General features: G+C 29.7%; 15 protein-coding genes, 1 riboswitch and 1 other annotated feature. Of the genes, 3 read left to right on the forward strand and 12 right to left on the reverse strand.

All coding sequences use genetic code 11. The annotated features are described in order from the left end of the window. Positions 1-44: 44 nt before the first annotated feature. The 5 genes from rsmA to OIF33_RS13420 all read right to left on the reverse strand — a co-directional run bounded on the left by rsmA (position 45) and on the right by OIF33_RS13420 (position 5,246). The gene (gene rsmA, locus OIF33_RS13400) at positions 45-902 is read right to left on the reverse strand and encodes a 16S rRNA (adenine(1518)-N(6)/adenine(1519)-N(6))-dimethyltransferase RsmA (protein ID WP_322504765.1); all 858 of its coding nucleotides are present in this window, start codon (positions 900-902) and stop codon (positions 45-47) included. Between the two features lie 11 nt (positions 903-913). Continuing rightward, positions 914-1,462: a ribonuclease M5 gene (gene rnmV / locus OIF33_RS13405; protein WP_322504766.1), complete on the reverse strand. Its 549-nt coding sequence runs from the start codon at positions 1,460-1,462 to the stop codon at positions 914-916. 232 nt (positions 1,463-1,694) lie between these two features. Next, a complete protein-coding gene (locus OIF33_RS13410) occupies positions 1,695-2,717 on the reverse strand; it encodes a ubiquitin-like domain-containing protein (protein WP_322504767.1) in 1,023 nt (340 codons plus the stop codon). A 237-nt stretch (positions 2,718-2,954) separates the two neighbouring features. After that, complete coding sequence (locus OIF33_RS13415) at positions 2,955-3,728, reverse strand: TatD family hydrolase (RefSeq protein WP_322504768.1); 774 nt, start codon at positions 3,726-3,728, stop codon at positions 2,955-2,957. A gap of 18 nt (positions 3,729-3,746) precedes the next feature. Beyond that, entirely contained in the window at positions 3,747-5,246 is a 1,500-nt protein-coding gene (locus OIF33_RS13420) for a DUF445 family protein (RefSeq protein WP_322504769.1), read from the reverse strand. A 101-nt stretch (positions 5,247-5,347) separates the two neighbouring features. On the opposite strand from OIF33_RS13420, the gene OIF33_RS13425 reads away from it, so the two are divergent. Further along, entirely contained in the window at positions 5,348-6,028 is a 681-nt protein-coding gene (locus OIF33_RS13425) for a Crp/Fnr family transcriptional regulator (RefSeq protein ID WP_322504770.1), read from the forward strand. Between the two features lie 260 nt (positions 6,029-6,288). Here OIF33_RS13425 and metG (OIF33_RS13430) read toward each other — a convergent pair whose 3' ends face one another. Both metG (OIF33_RS13430) and metG (OIF33_RS13435) read right to left on the reverse strand, forming a co-directional pair. After that, positions 6,289-7,833, reverse strand: a complete 1,545-nt coding sequence (gene metG, locus OIF33_RS13430; protein ID WP_322504771.1) for a methionine--tRNA ligase — start codon at positions 7,831-7,833, stop codon at positions 6,289-6,291. 100 nt (positions 7,834-7,933) lie between these two features. Then, the gene (gene metG / locus OIF33_RS13435; protein ID WP_322504772.1) at positions 7,934-9,871 is read right to left on the reverse strand and encodes a methionine--tRNA ligase; all 1,938 of its coding nucleotides are present in this window, start codon (positions 9,869-9,871) and stop codon (positions 7,934-7,936) included. Positions 9,872-9,948: 77 nt separating this feature from the next. Beyond that, positions 9,949-10,204: a binding site (T-box leader), on the reverse strand. Between the two features lie 157 nt (positions 10,205-10,361). On the opposite strand from metG (OIF33_RS13435), the gene OIF33_RS13440 reads away from it, so the two are divergent. Together OIF33_RS13440 and OIF33_RS13445 are read left to right on the forward strand one after the other, a co-directional pair. Continuing rightward, entirely contained in the window at positions 10,362-10,943 is a 582-nt protein-coding gene (locus OIF33_RS13440) for an FUSC family protein (protein ID WP_322504773.1), read from the forward strand. Between the two features lie 21 nt (positions 10,944-10,964). Further along, positions 10,965-11,474: an FUSC family protein gene (locus OIF33_RS13445; protein WP_322504774.1), complete on the forward strand. Its 510-nt coding sequence runs from the start codon at positions 10,965-10,967 to the stop codon at positions 11,472-11,474. 53 nt (positions 11,475-11,527) lie between these two features. Here OIF33_RS13445 and OIF33_RS13450 read toward each other — a convergent pair whose 3' ends face one another. The 5 genes from OIF33_RS13450 to adhE all read right to left on the reverse strand — a co-directional run bounded on the left by OIF33_RS13450 (position 11,528) and on the right by adhE (position 19,917). Beyond that, positions 11,528-13,243: a Na+/H+ antiporter NhaC family protein gene (locus OIF33_RS13450; RefSeq protein ID WP_322504775.1), complete on the reverse strand. Its 1,716-nt coding sequence runs from the start codon at positions 13,241-13,243 to the stop codon at positions 11,528-11,530. A gap of 164 nt (positions 13,244-13,407) precedes the next feature. Continuing rightward, positions 13,408-13,582: riboswitch (Lysine riboswitch) on the reverse strand. A gap of 93 nt (positions 13,583-13,675) precedes the next feature. Further along, positions 13,676-15,289, reverse strand: coding sequence for an AarF/ABC1/UbiB kinase family protein (locus tag OIF33_RS13455; protein WP_322504776.1), 1,614 nt, complete (start codon positions 15,287-15,289; stop codon positions 13,676-13,678). Between the two features lie 182 nt (positions 15,290-15,471). Then, positions 15,472-15,810, reverse strand: a complete 339-nt coding sequence (locus OIF33_RS13460; RefSeq protein WP_322504777.1) for a hypothetical protein — start codon at positions 15,808-15,810, stop codon at positions 15,472-15,474. A gap of 108 nt (positions 15,811-15,918) precedes the next feature. Further along, positions 15,919-17,163: an aminopeptidase P family protein gene (locus tag OIF33_RS13465; RefSeq protein WP_322504778.1), complete on the reverse strand. Its 1,245-nt coding sequence runs from the start codon at positions 17,161-17,163 to the stop codon at positions 15,919-15,921. 156 nt (positions 17,164-17,319) lie between these two features. After that, entirely contained in the window at positions 17,320-19,917 is a 2,598-nt protein-coding gene (gene adhE / locus OIF33_RS13470) for a bifunctional acetaldehyde-CoA/alcohol dehydrogenase (protein WP_322504779.1), read from the reverse strand. Positions 19,918-20,344: the final 427 nt, after the last annotated feature.

Below are 20,344 nucleotides of genomic sequence, written 5' to 3' on the forward strand. Positions count from 1 at the left end.
AAAAAGAGAATAAAAATTTAAAAATTCTTATTCTCTCATACTTACTAGTTATTCATATACTTGTCTATTGCATCTGAAAGAGCTCCAAATTCAGCTAAACTTAAAGTTTCTCCTCTTCTCTTAGAATCTATTCCTGCTTCTTCATATGCCTTTTCCATTAACTCTTTTGGAAGTTTTACATTCTTAGTAGCATTCCATAAAGTTTTTCTTCTCATATTAAACGCATGTCTAACAACTTCAAAGAATAGTTTTTCATTTTTAACCTTAACACTAGGTTCTTCTAATCTCTCTAGTCTTATTACTATTGAGTCAACCTTTGGTCTTGGTATAAAACATGAAGGTGGTACCTTTCTAACTATTTTAGTATTGCAATAATATTGAACTAAAATTGATAAAGCACCATAATCCTTACAATTTGGCTCTGCATTCATTCTTTCTGCAACTTCTTTTTGTATCATTATAGTTAATGATTTAAAGTTGTATCCACCTTTTAATAAATTTACTATTATAGGTGTTGTTACATAATAAGGTAAGTTAGCAACTAACTTAACACTCTTTTCATCACCTATAATTTCATTAAAATCAACCTTTAATGCATCCTTATGTATTAATTGGAACTTTGGATTATCTCCAAGTTCTGCTGTTAATATTGGAATCAGTGAACTGTCTAACTCAATAGCAACAACTCTTTTTGCCTTTTTAAGTAATTGTGCAGTAAGTGTTCCAACTCCCGGTCCAATTTCTATTACTAAATCATCTTCACAAACATCTGCCCCTGCAACTATATCTCTTGGAACAGAATCATCAATTAAGAAGTTTTGTCCTAAACTTTTTGAAAATCTAAAATTATACTTCTGAACAAGCTCTTTTGTCTTTATATCTTTTATATCATTTATATCCATTCACTATTCTCCTATAACATCTTTTCTATCTTTTCTATAGCTTTAACAAATTCCTCTTTTGTTATGCCATAGTTGTTTAGTCTAGAAAGAACTTGGTTTGCATTTCCATAGCCGATTCTTAACTCTTTACCAATTAATTCTCTTCTAACCTTAGCCTTTGGATCAGCTGACAATCCAAAATATATTAAATCTTGTATTGTAAATTCTTCTCTTTTTTCTTCTAAAGTTATTTTTGCACTTTCTAAAGCTCTTATTATAGCTTCTGGCGAAGCGTTTTCCACACCTATATTTCCATCTTTAGCTCTAGTTCCTTCCGCTCTACCTATGTAAGCATGCTTAACGCCTTTAACTCTTTTTGAAATTATTGCTCTTATTTTCTCACCAGCAAAATCAGGATCAGTAAGTACTATGACACCTTTTCTTTTTTGAGCTTCTTTTATTCTCTCTATAACCTTTGCATTTATTCCAAATCCACCCACAGCTATCATTTCAGCATCTACTGCTTTCTTTACTGCTGTTATATCATCTCTACCTTCAACTACGATAACTTCTTTAATCAAGGTCAAAACTCCCTTTCTTATTATATGTACTATATTTAATTTACCTATATCTTATTTAACTGTCAATAAAATACGCTTTAATTCAAGTATAGTTTCTTCTCGTATTAATAGTTTTTTTCCATACTATTACAAATATTATTATTAATAATATGATGTTATATATATCTATTAATTTTTAGATAGAAAAGAGGGAATCTAAAAGATTATTTCTTTTAGATTCCCTCTTTTAAGATTACCATTCACCAGGATAAGCTACTATATAAAGGTTAACATTTCTTCTTCCCCACTGTTTACATTCAGCTGAAGAATTTAAGAATAAATCTATTATGTTATTTTTTATAGCTCCACCTGTGTCTTCTGCTACTGCATAACCATACCCATCTATATAAACCTTAGTTCCTAAAGGTATTACTCTTGGGTCAACGGCTATTGTACTTAATCCATTAGGATCTCTTTTTGGTACTGTGCCTGTTGCTGTTATTCCATCACCAGCATAAGCAGTAGCTTCCACTACCATCATTTTTTTATAATCTATATTATCATTTCCTCTTGAAAGAACTAATTTTTCCATAGTTCCTTTTACCACTACTTCATCCACTGGTTCCTTAACAACTTTAGATTCTACTACTTCTCTAGATACTTCTTTACCATCTTCCATAACTAATTTCATAGTTATTTCTTTTTCTCCAGCAGAACCATCTTGAGTGGTCTTATTAACTCCACTCTCTAAGCTATTATCTTCTTTAACTACAGTTTCAAATTCTATTGGTTCCTTTTCAACTATGGTCTTCTCTTCAACTCTTGTAACCTGTATTTTCATATCCTTTGATAGTTCTGTTTCTAATGAAGGCTCTACTTTATCTAACTCATTTAGATCAATACCTTCTTCAACCAGCATTTTCTCTACTGAATCCTCTGCAGAATCTATCTTTATATTTTTTCCATCAACCATCACTTCCACTGGAACTGCCTTTTTGATTTTTATTACATCATTATGAGAAATCTCACTTGTTAAATCTGGCTCTATTTTATCTTTATCAGATAAATAAATTTCCTTTTGATTTAAAACTTCTTGTACATTTCCTTTAAATGTGGCAACCTCAATTTTTTCACCATCTAAATCAATGGTTATGTTCTTGTGTGCTGTAACTACTATTGCTATAAAACTTACTAAAACTATGCTAAATATACCTAATATAATCTTACCATTCTTCGAGGCAACCTTTTCCTTCAATGCCTTAATTATCTTTTTCATATAATTTCCCCCTTTTAGGCAAGAGTCATTTCGACATTATATATTACCTTTTCAAGTATGTCAAATTTACTGACTCCATAACTTTATACTTTTAATTGTAAATTATAATAAATAATTGACCTCTGCTTATACAGGGATTAGGTAAATAATGGTTAATTTATGTTTGAAAAAGTACACTATATTATATTAGTGCACTTTCCATATTATTACATTTATTTTCTTTAGTACTATCATCCGTTATTTAATTTTAAATAAGTTTCTTTTATTGTTTAATAAGATTTCATTCATCTCTTCTCCTGAAATTCCTCTTATTTCACTCATCTTATCTATTATATATTCTATATAATCTGATTTATTTCTTTTTCCTCTAAAAGGAACTGGAGCCATGAAAGGACAATCTGTTTCAACTAGTATTCTATCAGCTGGTATTTCTCTACAAACATCCACTATTTTTTTTGCATTTTTGAATGTTAAAACTCCCGTAAACCCTATATAATATCCTAGTTTAATACACTCCTTAGCAAATTCAACTGAACCTGAAAAACAGTGCACAACACCTATAACATTAGGAAATTCTTTCATAATTTCTAAAGTGTCTCCATGAGCATCTCTATCATGTATAATAACTGGTAAGTTTAATTCATCAGCTAATTTCATTTGTGCTCTAAAAACTTCCTTTTGAACTTCTTTAGGTGGGTTTTCATCCCAGTAATAGTCTAATCCTATTTCTCCTATAGCTTTAACTTTTTCATATTTAACATATTCTCTTATTTCTTTTACAACTTCTTCATTAAATTCGTCAGCATTTTCTGGATGTATTCCAACTGCTGCGTAAAACATATCAAAATCCTTTGCAAGTTCAACTGATTTTCTTAATCCATAAAGATCAGATCCGCAATTTAAAATTCCAATAACTCCATTTTCCTTTAGTTCTTTTATAACTGACTCTCTATCTTCATCAAAACTGTCTGAATCATAATGTGCATGTGTATCAAATATTTTATATTTCATAATTTTCTCCTTTGAATTTTACATATAAATTGTAGATAAAAGTGGTGAAAGTATGCCTAAAATTCCACCTAATAAAGCTCCAAGCCATGTTATTGCTTTAAGCTCTTTATTGGCTATTCCTATTATAATCTCTTCTGCATAATCCACTTCAAAAGCATTAATTTGCTCTTCTACAATTGAAGAAATATCTACAATTTCTAGTACTTTAGCTGATTTATTATCTACAAAGTCATTATATAAATTATCTAAAATACCCATAATGTTATCTTCTAGTTTTTGTCTATTATAACATATATCATTTAAAGAATTTTGTAAAAATTTATCAAATACCTTTTCAATTATTTCATTTATTTCTTTAGATAATTTTGAATCATTAACAAATTTTAAAATCATTAAATCTATATTATCAATTAAGATATTTTCATAATTATTAAATAACACTTTTATAATTTCTTCATAACTATTAAATGAAGAAATTTTACAATTTAATTTATCTATTAAAGTATTTATATTTTCTTCCTTAACTAACTTTCTTGAAACTTTCTCTCCTATAGACTCTGATATAATTTCAAGCTTTTCTTCTCCAATATTATTTACTATGTCACTAACTTTTTTCTTCATACTTTCATGTACAAAGGCTAAAGCAGCATCACATATGTATTCTTTATTTTCTTCTTCACTTAAAGCAACATCAACTAATGAAACTAGTTTTCCGTATATTATATCTCCACTTAAAAACATTGATACTATAGAAGGTATATTTTCATTTATAGCACCCTTTATTTTATTTGAAACCTCCTCATCTCTAAGAAGATTTTTAATTATATTTACAAGAGTATCCTTTTGAGATTTTACATATTCTTCTATACACGGTTTAATTTTTTCTGGAATAACTTCTTCAATAGTTCTATCCTCATTTTCTAAAGACTTTATTTCTTTAAGAATAATCTTTTCAATTGTCTTACTTGTTTTTTCCTCGGCTAAAGCATTTAATATAAGTTCTCTAAATTTTTCACTATTTATAAACTCAATTATTTTTTCAGGTTTCTTTTCTAATTGCTCTTTAATAGAGTCAACTATATATAATTTAATTTTATTTTTAAAAGATTCCTCCTGTACTGATCTTAAAATAGTTTTACTTATGTTCTTTATGGTTTCTTCCTTTAAGGAGTAATAACTTTCTCCTAAAACACTTTTTAAAGAATACTCTAAAGTAGCATGACTTTCCATAATTTGATTAATCTTTTCTTTAACTATCTCATTAAATTTTGACTTTATTTTTTCGTCTTTTAAAGCCTTATTTAAACTATCAGAATTTAATAAATGAGTACCTACAGTTTCTCCAACTTTATTAGCTATTCTGCTCTTCTCTTTAGGTATTAATCCTGGTGTAAAAGGAAGTTTCATACCCAAAATATATTTTGCTTTTCTAGGTCTAAATAACATCTTTATAGCTAACCAATTTGTTATATATCCTATTATTGCTCCAATTAAAGCTCCTATAAAATAAATCTTCACCTATTTTCACTCCTATCGATTAATTTTTTATTTAAATAGTGTAAAATATTATATATTTATATTAATATAATACTACTTATTTTATAAAGGTGGGCGATTAAATGAACTTAAAAAAACTACACAACATAAAAGATTGTAGCTTATTTTCTCACTTTAGTGATAATGATATCCAAGAACTATTTAATTCAGGTTTTGTTTCAATAAAATCTTATTCAAAAGACGATTTATTATTTTCTGAAGGAGAATATTGCAACTTTTTAAGCGTTATAATGAATGGAAAAATAGAAATTCAAAAATTAGATCCTAATGGGAATCTACTAGTTGTTGCCACATTAAATAAAGGAAATGTTTTTGGAGAGAACCTTCTTTTTGGTGATAGAAACTATTATCCAATGTCTGTTGTCTCTAAGGATAATACTGAAGTTTTTCACATAAAAAAAGAGTATATTTATAAACTCTGCTCCTCAAACGAATCATTTTTAAAAGAACTTCTTAGGATTCTTTCAAACAAAGCACTCAATCTTAGTTCTAAACTTAAACAAGTAACAATGAAATCTATCAGAGAAATGATTTGTCACTATTTATTAGAAAAATATAATGAAGAAAAATCTACTACTATAAAACTAAATTTCTCAAGAAAAGATTGGGCAGACAAACTAGGTGTTCAACGCCCTTCACTATCTAGAGAACTTATGAAAATGAGAGATTCAGGGCTAATAGAGTTCTCAAAAAACATCATAATAATAAAAGATTTAAATGGTTTAAAAGATAACTTATTTTAAATAAAATGTTAATATTTTTGTACACTTTTTGACACATAAATGCCACATAAGAGGCTTAATATAATAATTGTAACGTAGCTAAAACACTAATTTAATTTTACCCCTTAAATGGCCCTTGAATAGTTTGTCCCCCTTACGCAAATATCAAGGGCTATTAAGTTTAATCAATTAAAAAATTTCTATATAATAATTCCTAACCTTAAACCTTAAGATGTAAGATAAGCCTTGTTTCTAACGGATAGAAGCAAGGCTTATTTTATTTAAATCTTTTTATTTTTTAATCTATTTAATTCTTCTATAGCAACTCTTTTATCAATTCTATCAAATAAAAATTCAACTCTATTAACTTTTATATTATTTTTCTCTTCAAAATTCCATTTTGCATTATCTAGTTTTAAAAAGCTTCTTATTTTTTCACAAGTAAAAGGAATTATAGGATTCATTAAATCAGTTAATGCTATTACAATTTGAGCACAAATATATATTATCTCTTCGCATTTTTCTCTATCCTTATTAAGCAAAATCCACGGTTTATTTTTATCAAAGAAATCATTTCCTTGTCTCATAAACTCAAATACTTCCTTTATTCCAGATTTAAACTCTCCATTTTCAAATTTATTTCCTACAGAAGCATAAGTTCTTCTTATTAAATTCTTCCATTGAAGAGGAAGCTTATCACCATTAACATTTCCATTAAAATTTTTTCTTATAAAAACCAAAACTCTATTTACGAAATTACCTAATTCTCCTAGCAGTTCATTATTATTTGCATTTATAAAATCTCTCCAAGTAAAATCAGAATTCTTTTCTTCTGCTCCTCTACTTATTAAGTAATATCTTATAGAATCTATATTATACCTCTCTATAATATAAGGAACCCATACAGCCCAGTTTCTATTAGTAGAAAATGTCTTTCCTTCTAAAGTTAAGTATTGTGAAGACACTATTCTAATATTGCTTTTTTCTAATCCAATGCCAGCTAACATAGCAGGAAACATTGTAGTATGGAAAGGTATATTTTCTTTACCATGAACTAAATATATTCTACTTTCTTCATTATTCCAATAATCCTCTATCTTCTCGCCCCTATCTTCTATAAATTTCTTAGAAGCAGTGACATAGGCTAGTAAAGCATCTATCCAAACATAAACTCTTTTATCTTCGAAGCCCTCTATAGGCACCTCTATTCCCCAATCAATTTCTCTTGTTAATATTTTATCTCTAAGTCCACCCTCTAAATATCTACTGGTTATTTTAATAGCATTTTCTCTCCAACTCTCTTCCTTATTTAATATTTTCTGAATATGGTTTTGAAAATATGATAATTTAAAGAAAAGATTATTGGACTTTCTCACTTCAACCTCTGTTTTACATTCCTTACATGATCCATCTTTAACAGCAAATTCATCTAGAGTATCACAGCACTTTGGACAATAAAATTCCTCTGTCTCCTTCTCATATATAAATCCTTTATCATAAAGATTCTTTATAATCTTTTTAACATGCTCCTCATGATACTCAGTATCCGTTCTTGTAAATATATCAAAAGAAAATCCTAATTTATTAAAACATCTAATAAATTCTCTATGATACTTATTTATAAGATCCTCTGGAGACTCATTAAGCTCTTTTGCCCTATTTAAAATAGGTGATCCATGACAGTCAGATCCTGAAACAAAAACAACTTCATCACCTTTAGCCCTATGATACCTTGCTAAAACATCTCCAGCTAACCAAGAAGAAACTCTTCCTATATGAAGAGATCCATTGGCATAAGGCCATGCGTTACCTATAATTACTCTCAATTTACTAGCCCCCTTAAAATAATTCTATCCATAGCATATGCTATAAAAAAACTCTTATATTCCACAATATAGTATGAATATAAGAGTTTTAAAATTTTTACTATCTTACTTGGCTTCCAGTTAACATTTCACCTGGGTTAACTAATACAAGTTCTGAATCGTCAGCAGGTGCTGCTGCAAGTATCATACCTTGTGATAACTCACCTCTTAATTTAACTGGTTTTAAGTTAGCAACTAATACTACATATTTTCCAACTAATTCTTCTGGCTTATAGTATTGTGCTATTCCTGAAATAACCTGTCTTTCTTCTCCACCTAAATCAACTTTAAGTTTTAATAACTTCTTAGCCTTTTTAACTGGTTCACACTCTAAAACTTTAACTACTCTTAAATCAAGTTTGTCAAAGTCATCTATTGTTATTTCTTCTTTTATTGGGTTTTTAACTAACTCTTCGTTAGCTGGTTTAACTGGAGCTGGTTTTAAAGCTTCAAGCTCTGCTAATTTTTCCTCTACATCTATTCTTGGGAATATAACATCACCTTTAACAACTTTATCTCCTGGAACTGTTCCATTAAACGCTTTTAAACTTTCCCAAGTTGTAACTTTAGTGTTTAATTGAGTATTAATCTTAGCACTTGTTTCTGTTAAGAATGGTGAAATCATAACTGAAACAAATCTTAAAGTTTCTAATAAGTTATATAAAACTGTTCCTAATCTTTCTTTCTTTTCTTTATCCTTAGCAAGTATCCAAGGAGTTGTTTCATCTATATATTTATTAGCTCTGCTTATTAAAGTCCATATGCTTTCTAAAGCTTCTGGTATTTTTAATGCATCTATGCTAGCTTCAACTTTTCCTGGAGTAGCTAAAGCTAAGTTTATTAACTCATCATCAATAGCTTCCTTACATGTTGGTACTTGAATAACTCCATCAAAGTATTTTTCAACCATAGCTATTGTTCTTGATAATAAGTTACCTAAATCATTAGCTAAGTCTGTATTTACTTTCTTTATGAATATTTCATTATTGAATAATCCGTCTGAACCAAATGGTATTTCTCTTAATAAGTAATATCTTACAGCATCTGCTCCAAACATGTTAACTAAAACTACTGGGTCAACAACGTTACCTTTTGATTTTGACATTTTTCCTCCATCAACAAGTAACCATCCATGACCAAATACTTGCTTAGGTAATTCTAATCCTAGAGCCATTAGCATTATTGGCCAGTAAATTGTATGGAATCTTAAAATGTCTTTTCCTATTAAATGAACATCTGCAGGCCAGAACTTATTGTATAACTCTTGATTTTCTTGACCATATCCTAAAGCAGTAATGTAGTTTGATAATGCATCTATCCAAACATAGATAACATGTTTCTCATCAAAGCTTACAGGTATTCCCCAAGTAAAGCTTGTTCTTGAAACACAAAGATCTTGTAATCCTGGTCTTAAGAAGTTATTTAACATTTCATTTTTTCTTGATTCTGGTTGAATGAAATCTGGATGCTCTTCTATATATTGAATTAATCTATCAGCATATTTGCTCATTTTAAAGAAGTAAGCCTCTTCCTTAGCTTTTTCAACTGGTCTTCCACAATCAGGACAGTTTCCATTTACTAATTGAGTTTCTGTCCAGAATGATTCACATGGAGTACAGTAAAGACCTTCATAAGAATCTTTATATATATCTCCTTGATCATATAATTTTTTGAAGATCTCTTGAACAGCTTTTACATGATAATCATCAGTTGTTCTTATGAATTTATCGTAGCTTATGTTCATCATTTTCCAAAGATCTTTAATTCCAGCGACGATTTCGTCAACATGCTCCTTTGGAGTAATTCCCTTTTCGTTAGCTATTCTTTCTATTTTTTGACCATGCTCATCTGTTCCTGTTAAGAATATTACTTCATGACCTGTAAGTCTTTTAAATCTTGCTATAGCATCAGCTGCTACAGTTGTATAAGTATTACCTATATGAAGATTTGTTGATGGGTAATAAATAGGTGTTGTAATGTAATATGGTTTTTTACACATTATTTCTTCCTCCTTGTATTCTTAATTATTATTGTTTCCAATATTTCAAAAATATAAAAAACCCCTATGGGAAATCCCATAGAGGCGTTAATTACGCGATACCACTCTATTTTATATTTATGTCACCATAAATATCTCACTAAGTAACTCCTAAGTAAAAACTTATTTTATCACTTTGCAATATAACGGTTGCCACCGTACTCTTCTAAAATTAAAATTCTCAAAAAGTCTGCTCCAAGTCCATCTTCATAAAGTCTCCTGCATCTGGCTTTCACCTACCCCAGCTCTCTTTCATACATTCTTCTTTATTACTCTTCTCTTCATTGCATTTTCTTACTTAATTTAAATTATATGATTAGTTTTATATCAATGTCAATCGTTTTTATCTTTAATTTCTCTAATATTCTTCAATTATCATTATTTGTAATAATATAAAAATATTATATACTATCTATAATAGTATTTAAATTTATCAGGAGGTCTTGTTAAAATGAAAGGTTTAACCTTACCTAAAATAGGTGCGAGAAATTTAAAAACAGCTCTAGCTGTAACTCTATGTGTAGGCTTTTTTGAACTAATACATAGACAATACCCTTTCTATGCTTGTATAGCCGCAGTAATTTGTATGAAAGATACTGTTGAAAATTCATATAAAATGGGAAAAGACAGAATGATTGGTACAATTACTGGCGGTTTAGTAGGCTTATCATTCACTTTTTTAGCACTAACATTTAATCTAATAAAATTTCCAGGATTAATAACTGGTGCTGGAGTAGTGCTAACTATTTACTTACTTAATATATTTAACAAAAAAGGATCTGTTTCTATAGGATGTATAGTATTAATAGCTATCATGACAAACCTACATGGGAAAGCACCATATGCTTATGCTTTTGATAGAATTATAGATACCTTTATAGGTATAATAATAGCTCTATTAATAAATAAGTATATATATAAGTATGAAAATAAGGTAAAAAAGGATATAGAAAACATAGAAGAAAAAATTAATAGACTTGAGACAGAAATAAAGGATGATGTCAGAAAGTTAGAAAACAAGAAAAAAAGTTAATATGATTTAGGGGTGAAATATTTGTTTAACTTTAACCTGCAAACTATAGGGGCCAGAAATCTTAAAACATCTCTCTCGGTATTTCTATGCATCATAGTATTTGAGCTACTAGGACGTTCTAGTGCCTTCTTTGCTTGTATAGCAGCTATGATGTGTATGCAAGATACTGTTGAGAACTCTTATAAAATGGGAAAAAACAGAATGCTTGGAACTTCTATAGGTGCTGTTGTGGGACTAACTCTCACAGCAATATTTAATCTATTAGACTTACAACATTTTATTATTTATGCACTTTTAACAGCAATAGGTACTACTATAGCTATCTATCTATGTATCTTATTTAATTGTAAAGGTGCAGTAAATAGTGCTTGTATCGTTGTATTTGCTATAATGACCAGCTTAAAGGGAGTTGGCTCATATAATTATGCTTTTAATAGAATTCTAGATACATTTATTGGAGTTATAATTGGTATATTAGTTAATAGACTTGTATATCCTTATTCAAAGACAACAGAAGAGGATACCAATTAAAAATATGCTGCAATATAAAAAAGAGAAGGTTATAGCCTTCTCTTTTTTTATATTTAATTATTACTAGTAGTTTGTTCTACCTTCTTACCAAATATCATTGTTAATACGAATAAAGCTGTTAAAGCTATAGGTAAGACTATCCAGAAGCTTAATCCTAGACCAGCTGGTATATATCCAAATACTACAGTTATTATTCCAACAAAGATTGAATACCATATTTGTGTTCTAACGTGTTCTATATGGTCACAACCCGCTCCTGTTGAAGAAAGGATTGTTGTATCCGATATAGGTGAACAATGATCTCCAAAAATTGCTCCTGTTAATACAGCTGATGTACTAACTATTACAAACTGCCATTCTGGATTTATAGCAAAAGCTAGTGGAATTGCTAATGGCATTAGTATTCCCATGGTTCCATAAGCTGTACCTGTTGCAAAGGCTATTACTGAACCTAAAATAAATATTATAGCAGGTAATAAGAATGCTGGTATCGTATCTGATAAAACTCCAACTAAATAAGATGCTGTTCCTAACTCCTTAATTACAGAGCTTAATGACCAAGCTAATATAAGAATTACTCCTGTTATTAGAAGTCCCTTCATTCCTTCAACCCATATTCCTATACCTTCTGAAATAGTAAATATCTTTCTGCACACACCTAATGCAAGTGCAACTATAGTTGCTAACAATGCTGATTGGAATAAGACTACCGAAGCATCAGCATTTGAGAATGCTGCTTGTATTCCAGCAAAACTTAAAGGTGCGTTATTCATAAGTTCTATTATTGCTAAATCTTCTCCACCCATTACAGTGACCCATCCACTATAATAAAATCCTACTAAAGATGAACCTATTAAAACACCAATCGGTATTATAGCATTCCAAATGCTTAACTTGATTCCTTTTATAGGTTCTAAATCTTCACTATCTGATGAAGTTTCTGTTGTTGATAAAACTTCTCCTCTTCTAGCTCTTCTCTCAGCCTTAAGCATTGGTCCAAACTCTCTTAGAGTTATTGCTGATATTACAACAAAAGCTAAAATTAATATATTATAAAATCTATATGGTATTGTTTCTAAGAATACTCCAAAACCATCTGCTTGTATTCCAACACTTTTTAAAGCATCACCGATTAATCCAACCTCTAACCCTATCCAAGTTGATATTATAGCTAACCCTGCAATTGGAGCAGCTGTAGCATCTATAATGAAAGCTAATTTTTCTCTTGAAACTCCTAACTTATCAGTAACTGGTCTCATTATTGGTCCTACTATTAATGAGTTAGCATAGTCATCAAAGAAAACCGCTAATCCTAAAAGCCAAGTTGTAAGCTGTGCACTTTTAACAGTCTTAGCTTTTCTTGCTAAAGCCTCAGCTATGGCCTTTGCTCCACCCATTTTAGCTACTAAATGAATTACTCCACCAATGACTAAAACCTGAAGAATTATACCTGCATTCCAAGGATCTGCTAAAGAATTTAAAGCTCTATAAGTAAAATCAATAAATCCTTGTGTCAGAGCTGTAAGTATATTAAATCCATTCAATTGAAGCATTATACATCCCGTCATTGTTCCTATAAATAAAGAAACTATAACATTCTTAGTTATGAAAGCTAGAACAATTGAAACTAAAGGTGGCAATACTGTCCATAATCCAAATTTTGTTGAATTTACAGCTGCAACATCTTCTGTAGCGAAAACTAAAGTTGAACATAGCATTGTCATAACAAAAACTGCTAAAAACACTTGAAATCTTGTTCTGTTTCTCATTTTTAAATCCCCCTTAAATACTTAATGAATTAATTTAAAGAGGCATTCTTTTTAATTGCTATTTATCCCTAAATATAAAAAACCTTAGGCTTAATCAACCTAAGGTCTTAATAATTACGAAATTTATTTTATAAACAAATTAACCATTACTAAATGTATTACCCTAAGATGATAGCGCTTCACAATTTTTTTGTGACAGTGTTATATATATTTTATATAACCCCAGCATTTAGCATTAAAGCTTTAGCTAAAAACTTCGGCGATAATCCCTTTTCTAATACTTCTACGCTGCTTAACTCCATATTAGTACTCTTGATTTCTCGCGCCTCTACCTCTTTTAAAATTATTCACTTTTATAATTATTATATTGTATACATTTATACAATATAAATATATTTTTTTCAAGCATTTAAGAAGTTTATTAACTATTTGTTAAAAAAATCCCGATTTTATTATAGAAATCAATAACCATAAACCTAATATTCCTGCTACTACAAATCCTATTAACCCTAAAATAGGGACACCCTGAAAAGTTGGTCCTGTTTTAGCATTAACTATTAATGATGAGCCTATTATCATGCATCCTACAATAAGAGCGAATGCTATTCTATTCACCATTCTATTTAAATCTGTAAGAGGCTTATCTAAGCCTTTCATTTCGATTTGTAATTTAGCTCTTCCTTTAGTTAAACTATCTACAAGTTCTGAAAATTTAGTTGGAACCTCTAAACTTTTTGTGGCTAATTTATAAGCTCCTATGATGATTTTATCTTTATTTAAACTTTCTAATATTTCTTTTTTATTTTTTTCCTTTACATAAGGAAAAATACACTCCATAATTTCTAAATCAGGATCAATATTACTAACAACTCCTTCTAATATGACAGTTGATCTCACAAGAGTGGTCATTTCTTTCGGAAACTGGATATTATTTCTTCTAGATATTTCGAATACTTCTTTGAATAAATCTGATATTTTTATACTTTTCAAAGAAGCATTTATATATTTTAAAACCATATTATTTAAATCTTCATATAAAATTGAATATTCAACTGGTCCTTTTTTTATTCCTATAGCATTTACAAAATCAACTAAAGTATCAATATCTTCTAAAGCCACAGCTGTCATAGCTTTATTAAGCCAATTTTTTAGATTTGTATCCAATTCTCCGACTAATCCAAAATCTATAAAATATATCTTTTCGTCTTTAATAAGTAGATTTCCTGGATGAGGATCTCCATGGAAAAATCCATCTTCAAAAACCTGCTTGAAAAAAGAATTTGCAAGCTTATTAGCAATATCTTTACATTGATATCCCTCACTCTTTAAAACATCAAAATCAGTTATTTTATATCCTTCTATGTATTCCATAGTCAAAATTTTCTTTGAAGTAAGTCTATCTATGACTATTGGAACTCCTACGCAAGCTACGTTCTTATTTAATTCATGAAACTTTTCTGTATTCTTAGCCTCTTTCACAAAATTAAGTTCATTTAATGTATCATATTCAATCTCCTTAAAAGCCTCAAAAGGATTAATTAATGTATTTGATACATGAGAAGATGTAAATCTACTTAATCTTCTTAGTATGCTTAAATCTAACTTCATTTTTTCATCAATTTTATAGTGTTGAACTTTAACAACTACATCTTTCCCATTTATTAACTTAGCTTTATGAACCTGAGCAATTGAAGCTGAAGCTAATGGAGTTTCACTAAATTCTGAAAAATATGTATTTATATCAGTCCCAAAGGACTCGTAAAACATTTCTTTAACCTTACTGAAATCTGTTATTTCATTATTGTCTTGAAGCTTTTCTAATTCCTCAATGTAAGCCTTAGGAAGCAAATCTGGTCTTGTACTTAATATTTGTCCAATCTTAACAAAAGTTGCGCCTAACTCCTCAAGCGCTTCTCTAAAGGCTTGCGGTCTAGGCTCAACCTTTTTGCTATTAGGCAATTTTTTAGAAACTAAAAAGTCAAAACCATAGTAAGTAAAAACTCTCACAATTTCTCTTAGCCTTTGTACACCCTGTCGTTTACTCATGAACTCACCTCCCATATCTAAAACATTAAAATTATCTTTATTTATTAATAATATTAAAAAACTCTATAAAGTATATTAAGAGAATTCAGTATTTTCATTTAAGCTATTTTGCTATAGCTATAAACGTCTTTACTCCTAATCCTCTAAATACTTTATAGAGTTTTATTCTTTTATTTTATAGCCTAAATTTCTTCATCTTTCATTTTAGCTTCTAGCACGGCTACTCTTTCTCTCAATTTATTTATTTCTTCTAAAGTACCTTTATTAGCTTCATCAAACATAGCTTTAAAGTTATCTTTTGTGAAAGGCTTCATTTTTTCTAATTTACATGTTATTTCGTTAGTCGCTTCTGTAGTTTTTTCTTGGAAATTTCTTTTTAACTCTTCAGATAAAACTTTTCCATCTTCAACAGTCATCTTTCCTTTTGAAACCATATCTGCTATAAAACAATCTGCTTTTTCATAAGCAGTAGCAGCTGTTCCAACTCCAGCTAACATAACTTTTTTTAACTCATTAATCATGAAATCATCTCCTAAACCATAGTTTTCTCTATAAAAGTTTTATTTAATTCTACTCTTAATTTCTTCAAAATTAAAGCTTATTATTCTTAAAGTAATATTAATTCTAAATTATCTATTACTCATAAAATTTTCTATATCTTCTACAGATTTAATACAATCTTTTGTTAGAACTTCACAGCCATCTTTAGTTACCAGAACATCATCTTCTATTCTTATGCCTATACCTTCTTCTTCTATGTATAGACCTGGCTCTACAGTATAAACCATACCTTCTTCAAGTATTATATTTCTCTTACCAACATCATGTGTGTCAAGTCCTAAACTATGACCTATTGAATGGAAATAATATTTTCTATAATCTTTTTTATCTTCTATAAGACCTAATCTAACACAAGCCTCTGCTAAAAGATCATTTGCCTTATTGTTTATTTCAAAAAATCCTATTCCAGGTCTAATAGAATTTATTATTTCTTCGTTCACTTTTAAAACTTCTTCATAAACTTCTTTTTGTCTCTTTGTAAACTTACCATTAGCAGGGAATGTTCTAGAAATATCTCCATTATAATAATTTACTTGAGCACCTAAATCAAATAGAATTAAATCTCCATCTTTTATCTCACTATTATTATCTACATAGTGTAAAGTAGCCGCATTTACTCCAGCAGCTGCTATTGTTTTAAAAGCATAGTCCTTAACTCCATGTTGTTTTAAATAGAAATCAAAATATGCTTCTACCTCATATTCTTTCATTCCGGGTTTACATTCTTTCATTAAAAGTTCTACACCTTTTGCTGTTATATCTGCAGCTTTTTTTATTTCTTCTACTTCCTCTTTACATTTAATTTGTCTTAAAGCAGCTATATCACTATAAGCATCCTTTATTATTACTTGAGGATATTTTTCTCTAATATTCTTTGCAAATCTTTGACTTTTACTTATTTCTTCATCAAATGAAGCTCTTTCTAAATCTAAATAAAAAGTTTCTGCAATTCCATTAGTAAAAATCATATTTAAATCATTTTCAAAATCTTCTAAGAATTTTACATTTTCTATACCTGAGATTTCCTTAGCCTCATAGTCTCTTATAGTCTTTCCAGTCCATCTCTCTTGCTCTAAATTAGGCTTTAATATATAAAGAATCTCTTCAAATATTCCGTCTATTTTTTTAATCATTAATATATGCTTCTCTTCATCTACTCCTGTTAAGTAGTAAAAGTTTCTGTTAGGAGTAAATGGGAAATATTCATCTGCTGTTTTTCTTTTTGCTTCTCCTGCAAATAAAACTAATATTGAATTGTCATCTAGTTTTTTCAATAAATTCTCTCTATTTCTAGTAAAGACTAAGTTTTTCATTTTAATCCCTCCAATTCCTATTTATTAAATTTTATCATATATAAGATTTAAAATCTTACAATAAATTATACAGTTTCTTATTTTTTACTTAAACAAATAAAAAAATACTCACTAGATCAACTAGTGAGTACTTATTATTATCTTACTTCAAAGCTATTAAACTCTATCTTTTTTACCTTCGAAAGCATTGATGTACATTTGCTTAATTTCACTGATTAATGGGTATCTTGGGTTAGCACCTGTACATTGATCGTCGAATGCATCTTCGCTCATTTTTTCTAATGTAGCGTAGAATGCTTCTTTTGAAACTCCGCAATCAGCTATTGTTGCAGGGATTCCAACTTTCTTCTTAAGTTCATCTATAGCTTTGATTAAGTTATTAACTTTTTCTTCTTCGTTCTTTCCACCTAATCCTAAGTAGTCAGCTATTACTGCATATCTCCATTTAGCATTTGGATATTTGTATTGTGGGAATGCAGCTTGTTTTCTTGGGTTGTCAACAGCGTTGAATCTTATTACTTGGTCTATTAAGATTCCGTTAGCAACTCCGTGAGCTATATGGTGTTCTGATCCTAATTTGTGTGCCATTGAGTGACATACTCCTAAGAATGCGTTAGCGAATGCCATACCAGCCATTGTTGAAGCATGAGCCATTTTTTCTCTTGCTTTTATGTTTGTAGTTCCCTCATTGTATGCTTGAGGTAAGTATTTGAATATTAATCTTATAGCTTCTAAAGCTAATCCGTTAGTGTATTCTGATGCTAAAACTGAAACGTAAGCTTCTAAAGCATGAGTTAATGCGTCGATACCTGATGCAGCTGTTAAGCCTTTTGGCATGTTCATCATAAGCTCAGCATCTATTATAGCCATATCTGGAGTTAATTCGTAGTCAGCTAATGGATATTTTACTCCTGCTTCCTCGTCAGTTATAACTGCGAATGGAGTTACTTCTGAACCAGTACCAGCTGATGTTGGGATAGCTACCATAGTAGCTTTTTCACCCATAGTTGGGAATGGGTAAACTCTCTTTCTAATATCCATGAATCTCATTGCTAAATCTTCGAAAGCAACTTCTGGATGCTCATATAATACCCACATGATCTTAGCAGCATCCATTGGTGATCCTCCACCAAGAGATATGATTACATCTGGTTGGTAGCTCTTCATTGCTTCAGCACCTTTTCTAGCACAAGCTAAAGTTGGGTCTGGAGTAACTTCTGAGAATACTCTGAAATCTATACCTATTTCTTCTAAAACATTTGTTATTTTATCAACATATCCTAGGCTAGCTAGTACGTTGTCTGTTACGATAAATGCTTTCTTTTTCTTTAAATCTTTTAAGTCTTTAAGAGCAACTCCTAAAGCACCATATTTAAAGTAAACTTTTTCTGGAACTCTGAACCAAAGCATATTTTCTCTCCTTTCAGCTACACTCTTAATGTTTAATAAGTGTTTAGGACCAACGTTTTCTGAAACTGAGTTTCCACCCCATGATCCGCAACCTAAAGTTAATGATGGTGCTAGCTTAAAGTTATATATATCTCCGATGGCTCCTTGAGTTGATGGCATGTTGATTATTGTTCTACCAGTTTTCATAGTTGCACCGAATTTTTCAATTCTATCTTTTGATTTCATTTGATCAGTGTATAAAACTGAAGTATGACCAAATCCACCAAGTTCAACTAATCTTTCAGCTTTAACTAAAGCTTCTTCAAAGTTAGCAACTCTGTACATTCCTAATACTGGTGATAATTTTTCATGTGAGAATGCCTCTTCTAATTCAACTGATTCAACTTCACCTATTAAAACTTTAGTATCTTTTGGAACTTTAACACCAGCCATGTCAGCTATTTTCCATGCTGATTGACCAACTATATTAGCATTTAAGTTACCATTTATTAAAATTGTTTTTCTTACTTTATCTATTTCTTTATCTTTTAAGAAATAAGCTCCTCTATCAGCGAACTCTTTTCTTACTTCATCATAAACTTTATCAACAACTAATACTGTTTGCTCTGATGCACAGATAACTCCGTTATCGAAAGTTTTTGATAATAAGATTGAGTTTACAGCCATTTTTAAGTGAGCTGTTTCATCGATGATTGCTGGTGTATTACCTGCTCCAACTCCGATAGCTGGTTTTCCTGATGAGTAAGCTGCCTTAACCATTCCTGGACCACCAGTAGCTAATATGATGTCAGCTTCTGACATTAATATTTGTGACATCTCAACTGATGGTTCATCTATCCATCCGATTATGTCTTTTGGAGCTCCAGCTTTAACTGCTGCGTCTAAAACAACCTTAGCTGCTGCTATTGTTGAATTTTTAGATCTTGGATGTGGTGAGAAAAATACAGCGTTTCTAGTCTTTAATGATATTAAAGATTTGAATATTGCTGTTGATGTTGGGTTTGTAGTAGGAACGATTGCCGCTACAACCCCTATTGGCTCAGCCACTTTAGTGATACCAAATGATTCATCTTTTGATATAACTCCACAAGTTTTATCATCTTTATATTTGTTATATATGTATTCTGCTGCGAAATGGTTTTTTATAACCTTATCTTCAACGATTCCCATTCCTGATTCTTCAACTGCCATTTTAGCTAATCTTATTCTTTCATTGTTAGCTGCTACAGCTGCTTGTCTAAAGATTTCGTCTACTTGCTCTTGAGAGAATTTTGCGAACTCTTTTTGAGCTGCTCTTACTTTCTCTAATCTAAGCATTAATTCATCTACATTTGTTACTTTCATGATACCCACCTCATTATAGATTAGTTTCTGTTTTTCATAATATATGTAAAAATTAATTAAAAGCGTTTTAGTTAAGTTTTTAACTTTAATAATATTCCATTTAGTGATATTTTTTCATTCAATTTTGTATTTTTTTTCATTTGTAAGCTTTTCATACTTCCTTGTAAAGTTTTTTTCCAACCTTACGAGATTATAATATCACCTTTCAAATCTAAAATCCAGACTTTTTTTTACATTTCTTACATTTTATCGACAAAAATTCGTTATTTTTTTAACTATTTTGTGATTTTTTTATCAACTTTAAACATTTAAATTTTAGTTAAACGATTTCTGTAATATTTTGGATTATTTCTGTAGTATTTTCATATTTAAATTAAATTATCTTTTGTTTTTTTATATTCTAATATTATGTTGCTAAATTTTAATT

This window comes from Clostridium sp. LIBA-8841 (genome assembly GCF_034439435.1).
Lineage (GTDB): Bacteria > Bacillota > Clostridia > Clostridiales > Clostridiaceae > Sarcina.

Coding starts and splice junctions, on each gene's coding strand:
- OIF33_RS13425 (WP_322504770.1), top strand. CDS start 5,348: ATGAACTTAAAAAAACTACACAACATAAAAGATTGTAGCTTATTTTCT.
- rsmA (WP_322504765.1), bottom strand. CDS start 902: ATGGATATAAATGATATAAAAGATATAAAGACAAAAGAGCTTGTTCAG.
- OIF33_RS13455 (WP_322504776.1), bottom strand. CDS start 15,289: ATGAGTAAACGACAGGGTGTACAAAGGCTAAGAGAAATTGTGAGAGTT.
- OIF33_RS13460 (WP_322504777.1), bottom strand. CDS start 15,810: ATGATTAATGAGTTAAAAAAAGTTATGTTAGCTGGAGTTGGAACAGCT.
- OIF33_RS13440 (WP_322504773.1), top strand. CDS start 10,362: ATGAAAGGTTTAACCTTACCTAAAATAGGTGCGAGAAATTTAAAAACA.
- OIF33_RS13450 (WP_322504775.1), bottom strand. CDS start 13,243: ATGAGAAACAGAACAAGATTTCAAGTGTTTTTAGCAGTTTTTGTTATG.
- OIF33_RS13415 (WP_322504768.1), bottom strand. CDS start 3,728: ATGAAATATAAAATATTTGATACACATGCACATTATGATTCAGACAGT.
- OIF33_RS13465 (WP_322504778.1), bottom strand. CDS start 17,163: ATGAAAAACTTAGTCTTTACTAGAAATAGAGAGAATTTATTGAAAAAA.
- OIF33_RS13410 (WP_322504767.1), bottom strand. CDS start 2,717: ATGAAAAAGATAATTAAGGCATTGAAGGAAAAGGTTGCCTCGAAGAAT.
- adhE (WP_322504779.1), bottom strand. CDS start 19,917: ATGAAAGTAACAAATGTAGATGAATTAATGCTTAGATTAGAGAAAGTA.
- metG (WP_322504772.1), bottom strand. CDS start 9,871: ATGTGTAAAAAACCATATTACATTACAACACCTATTTATTACCCATCA.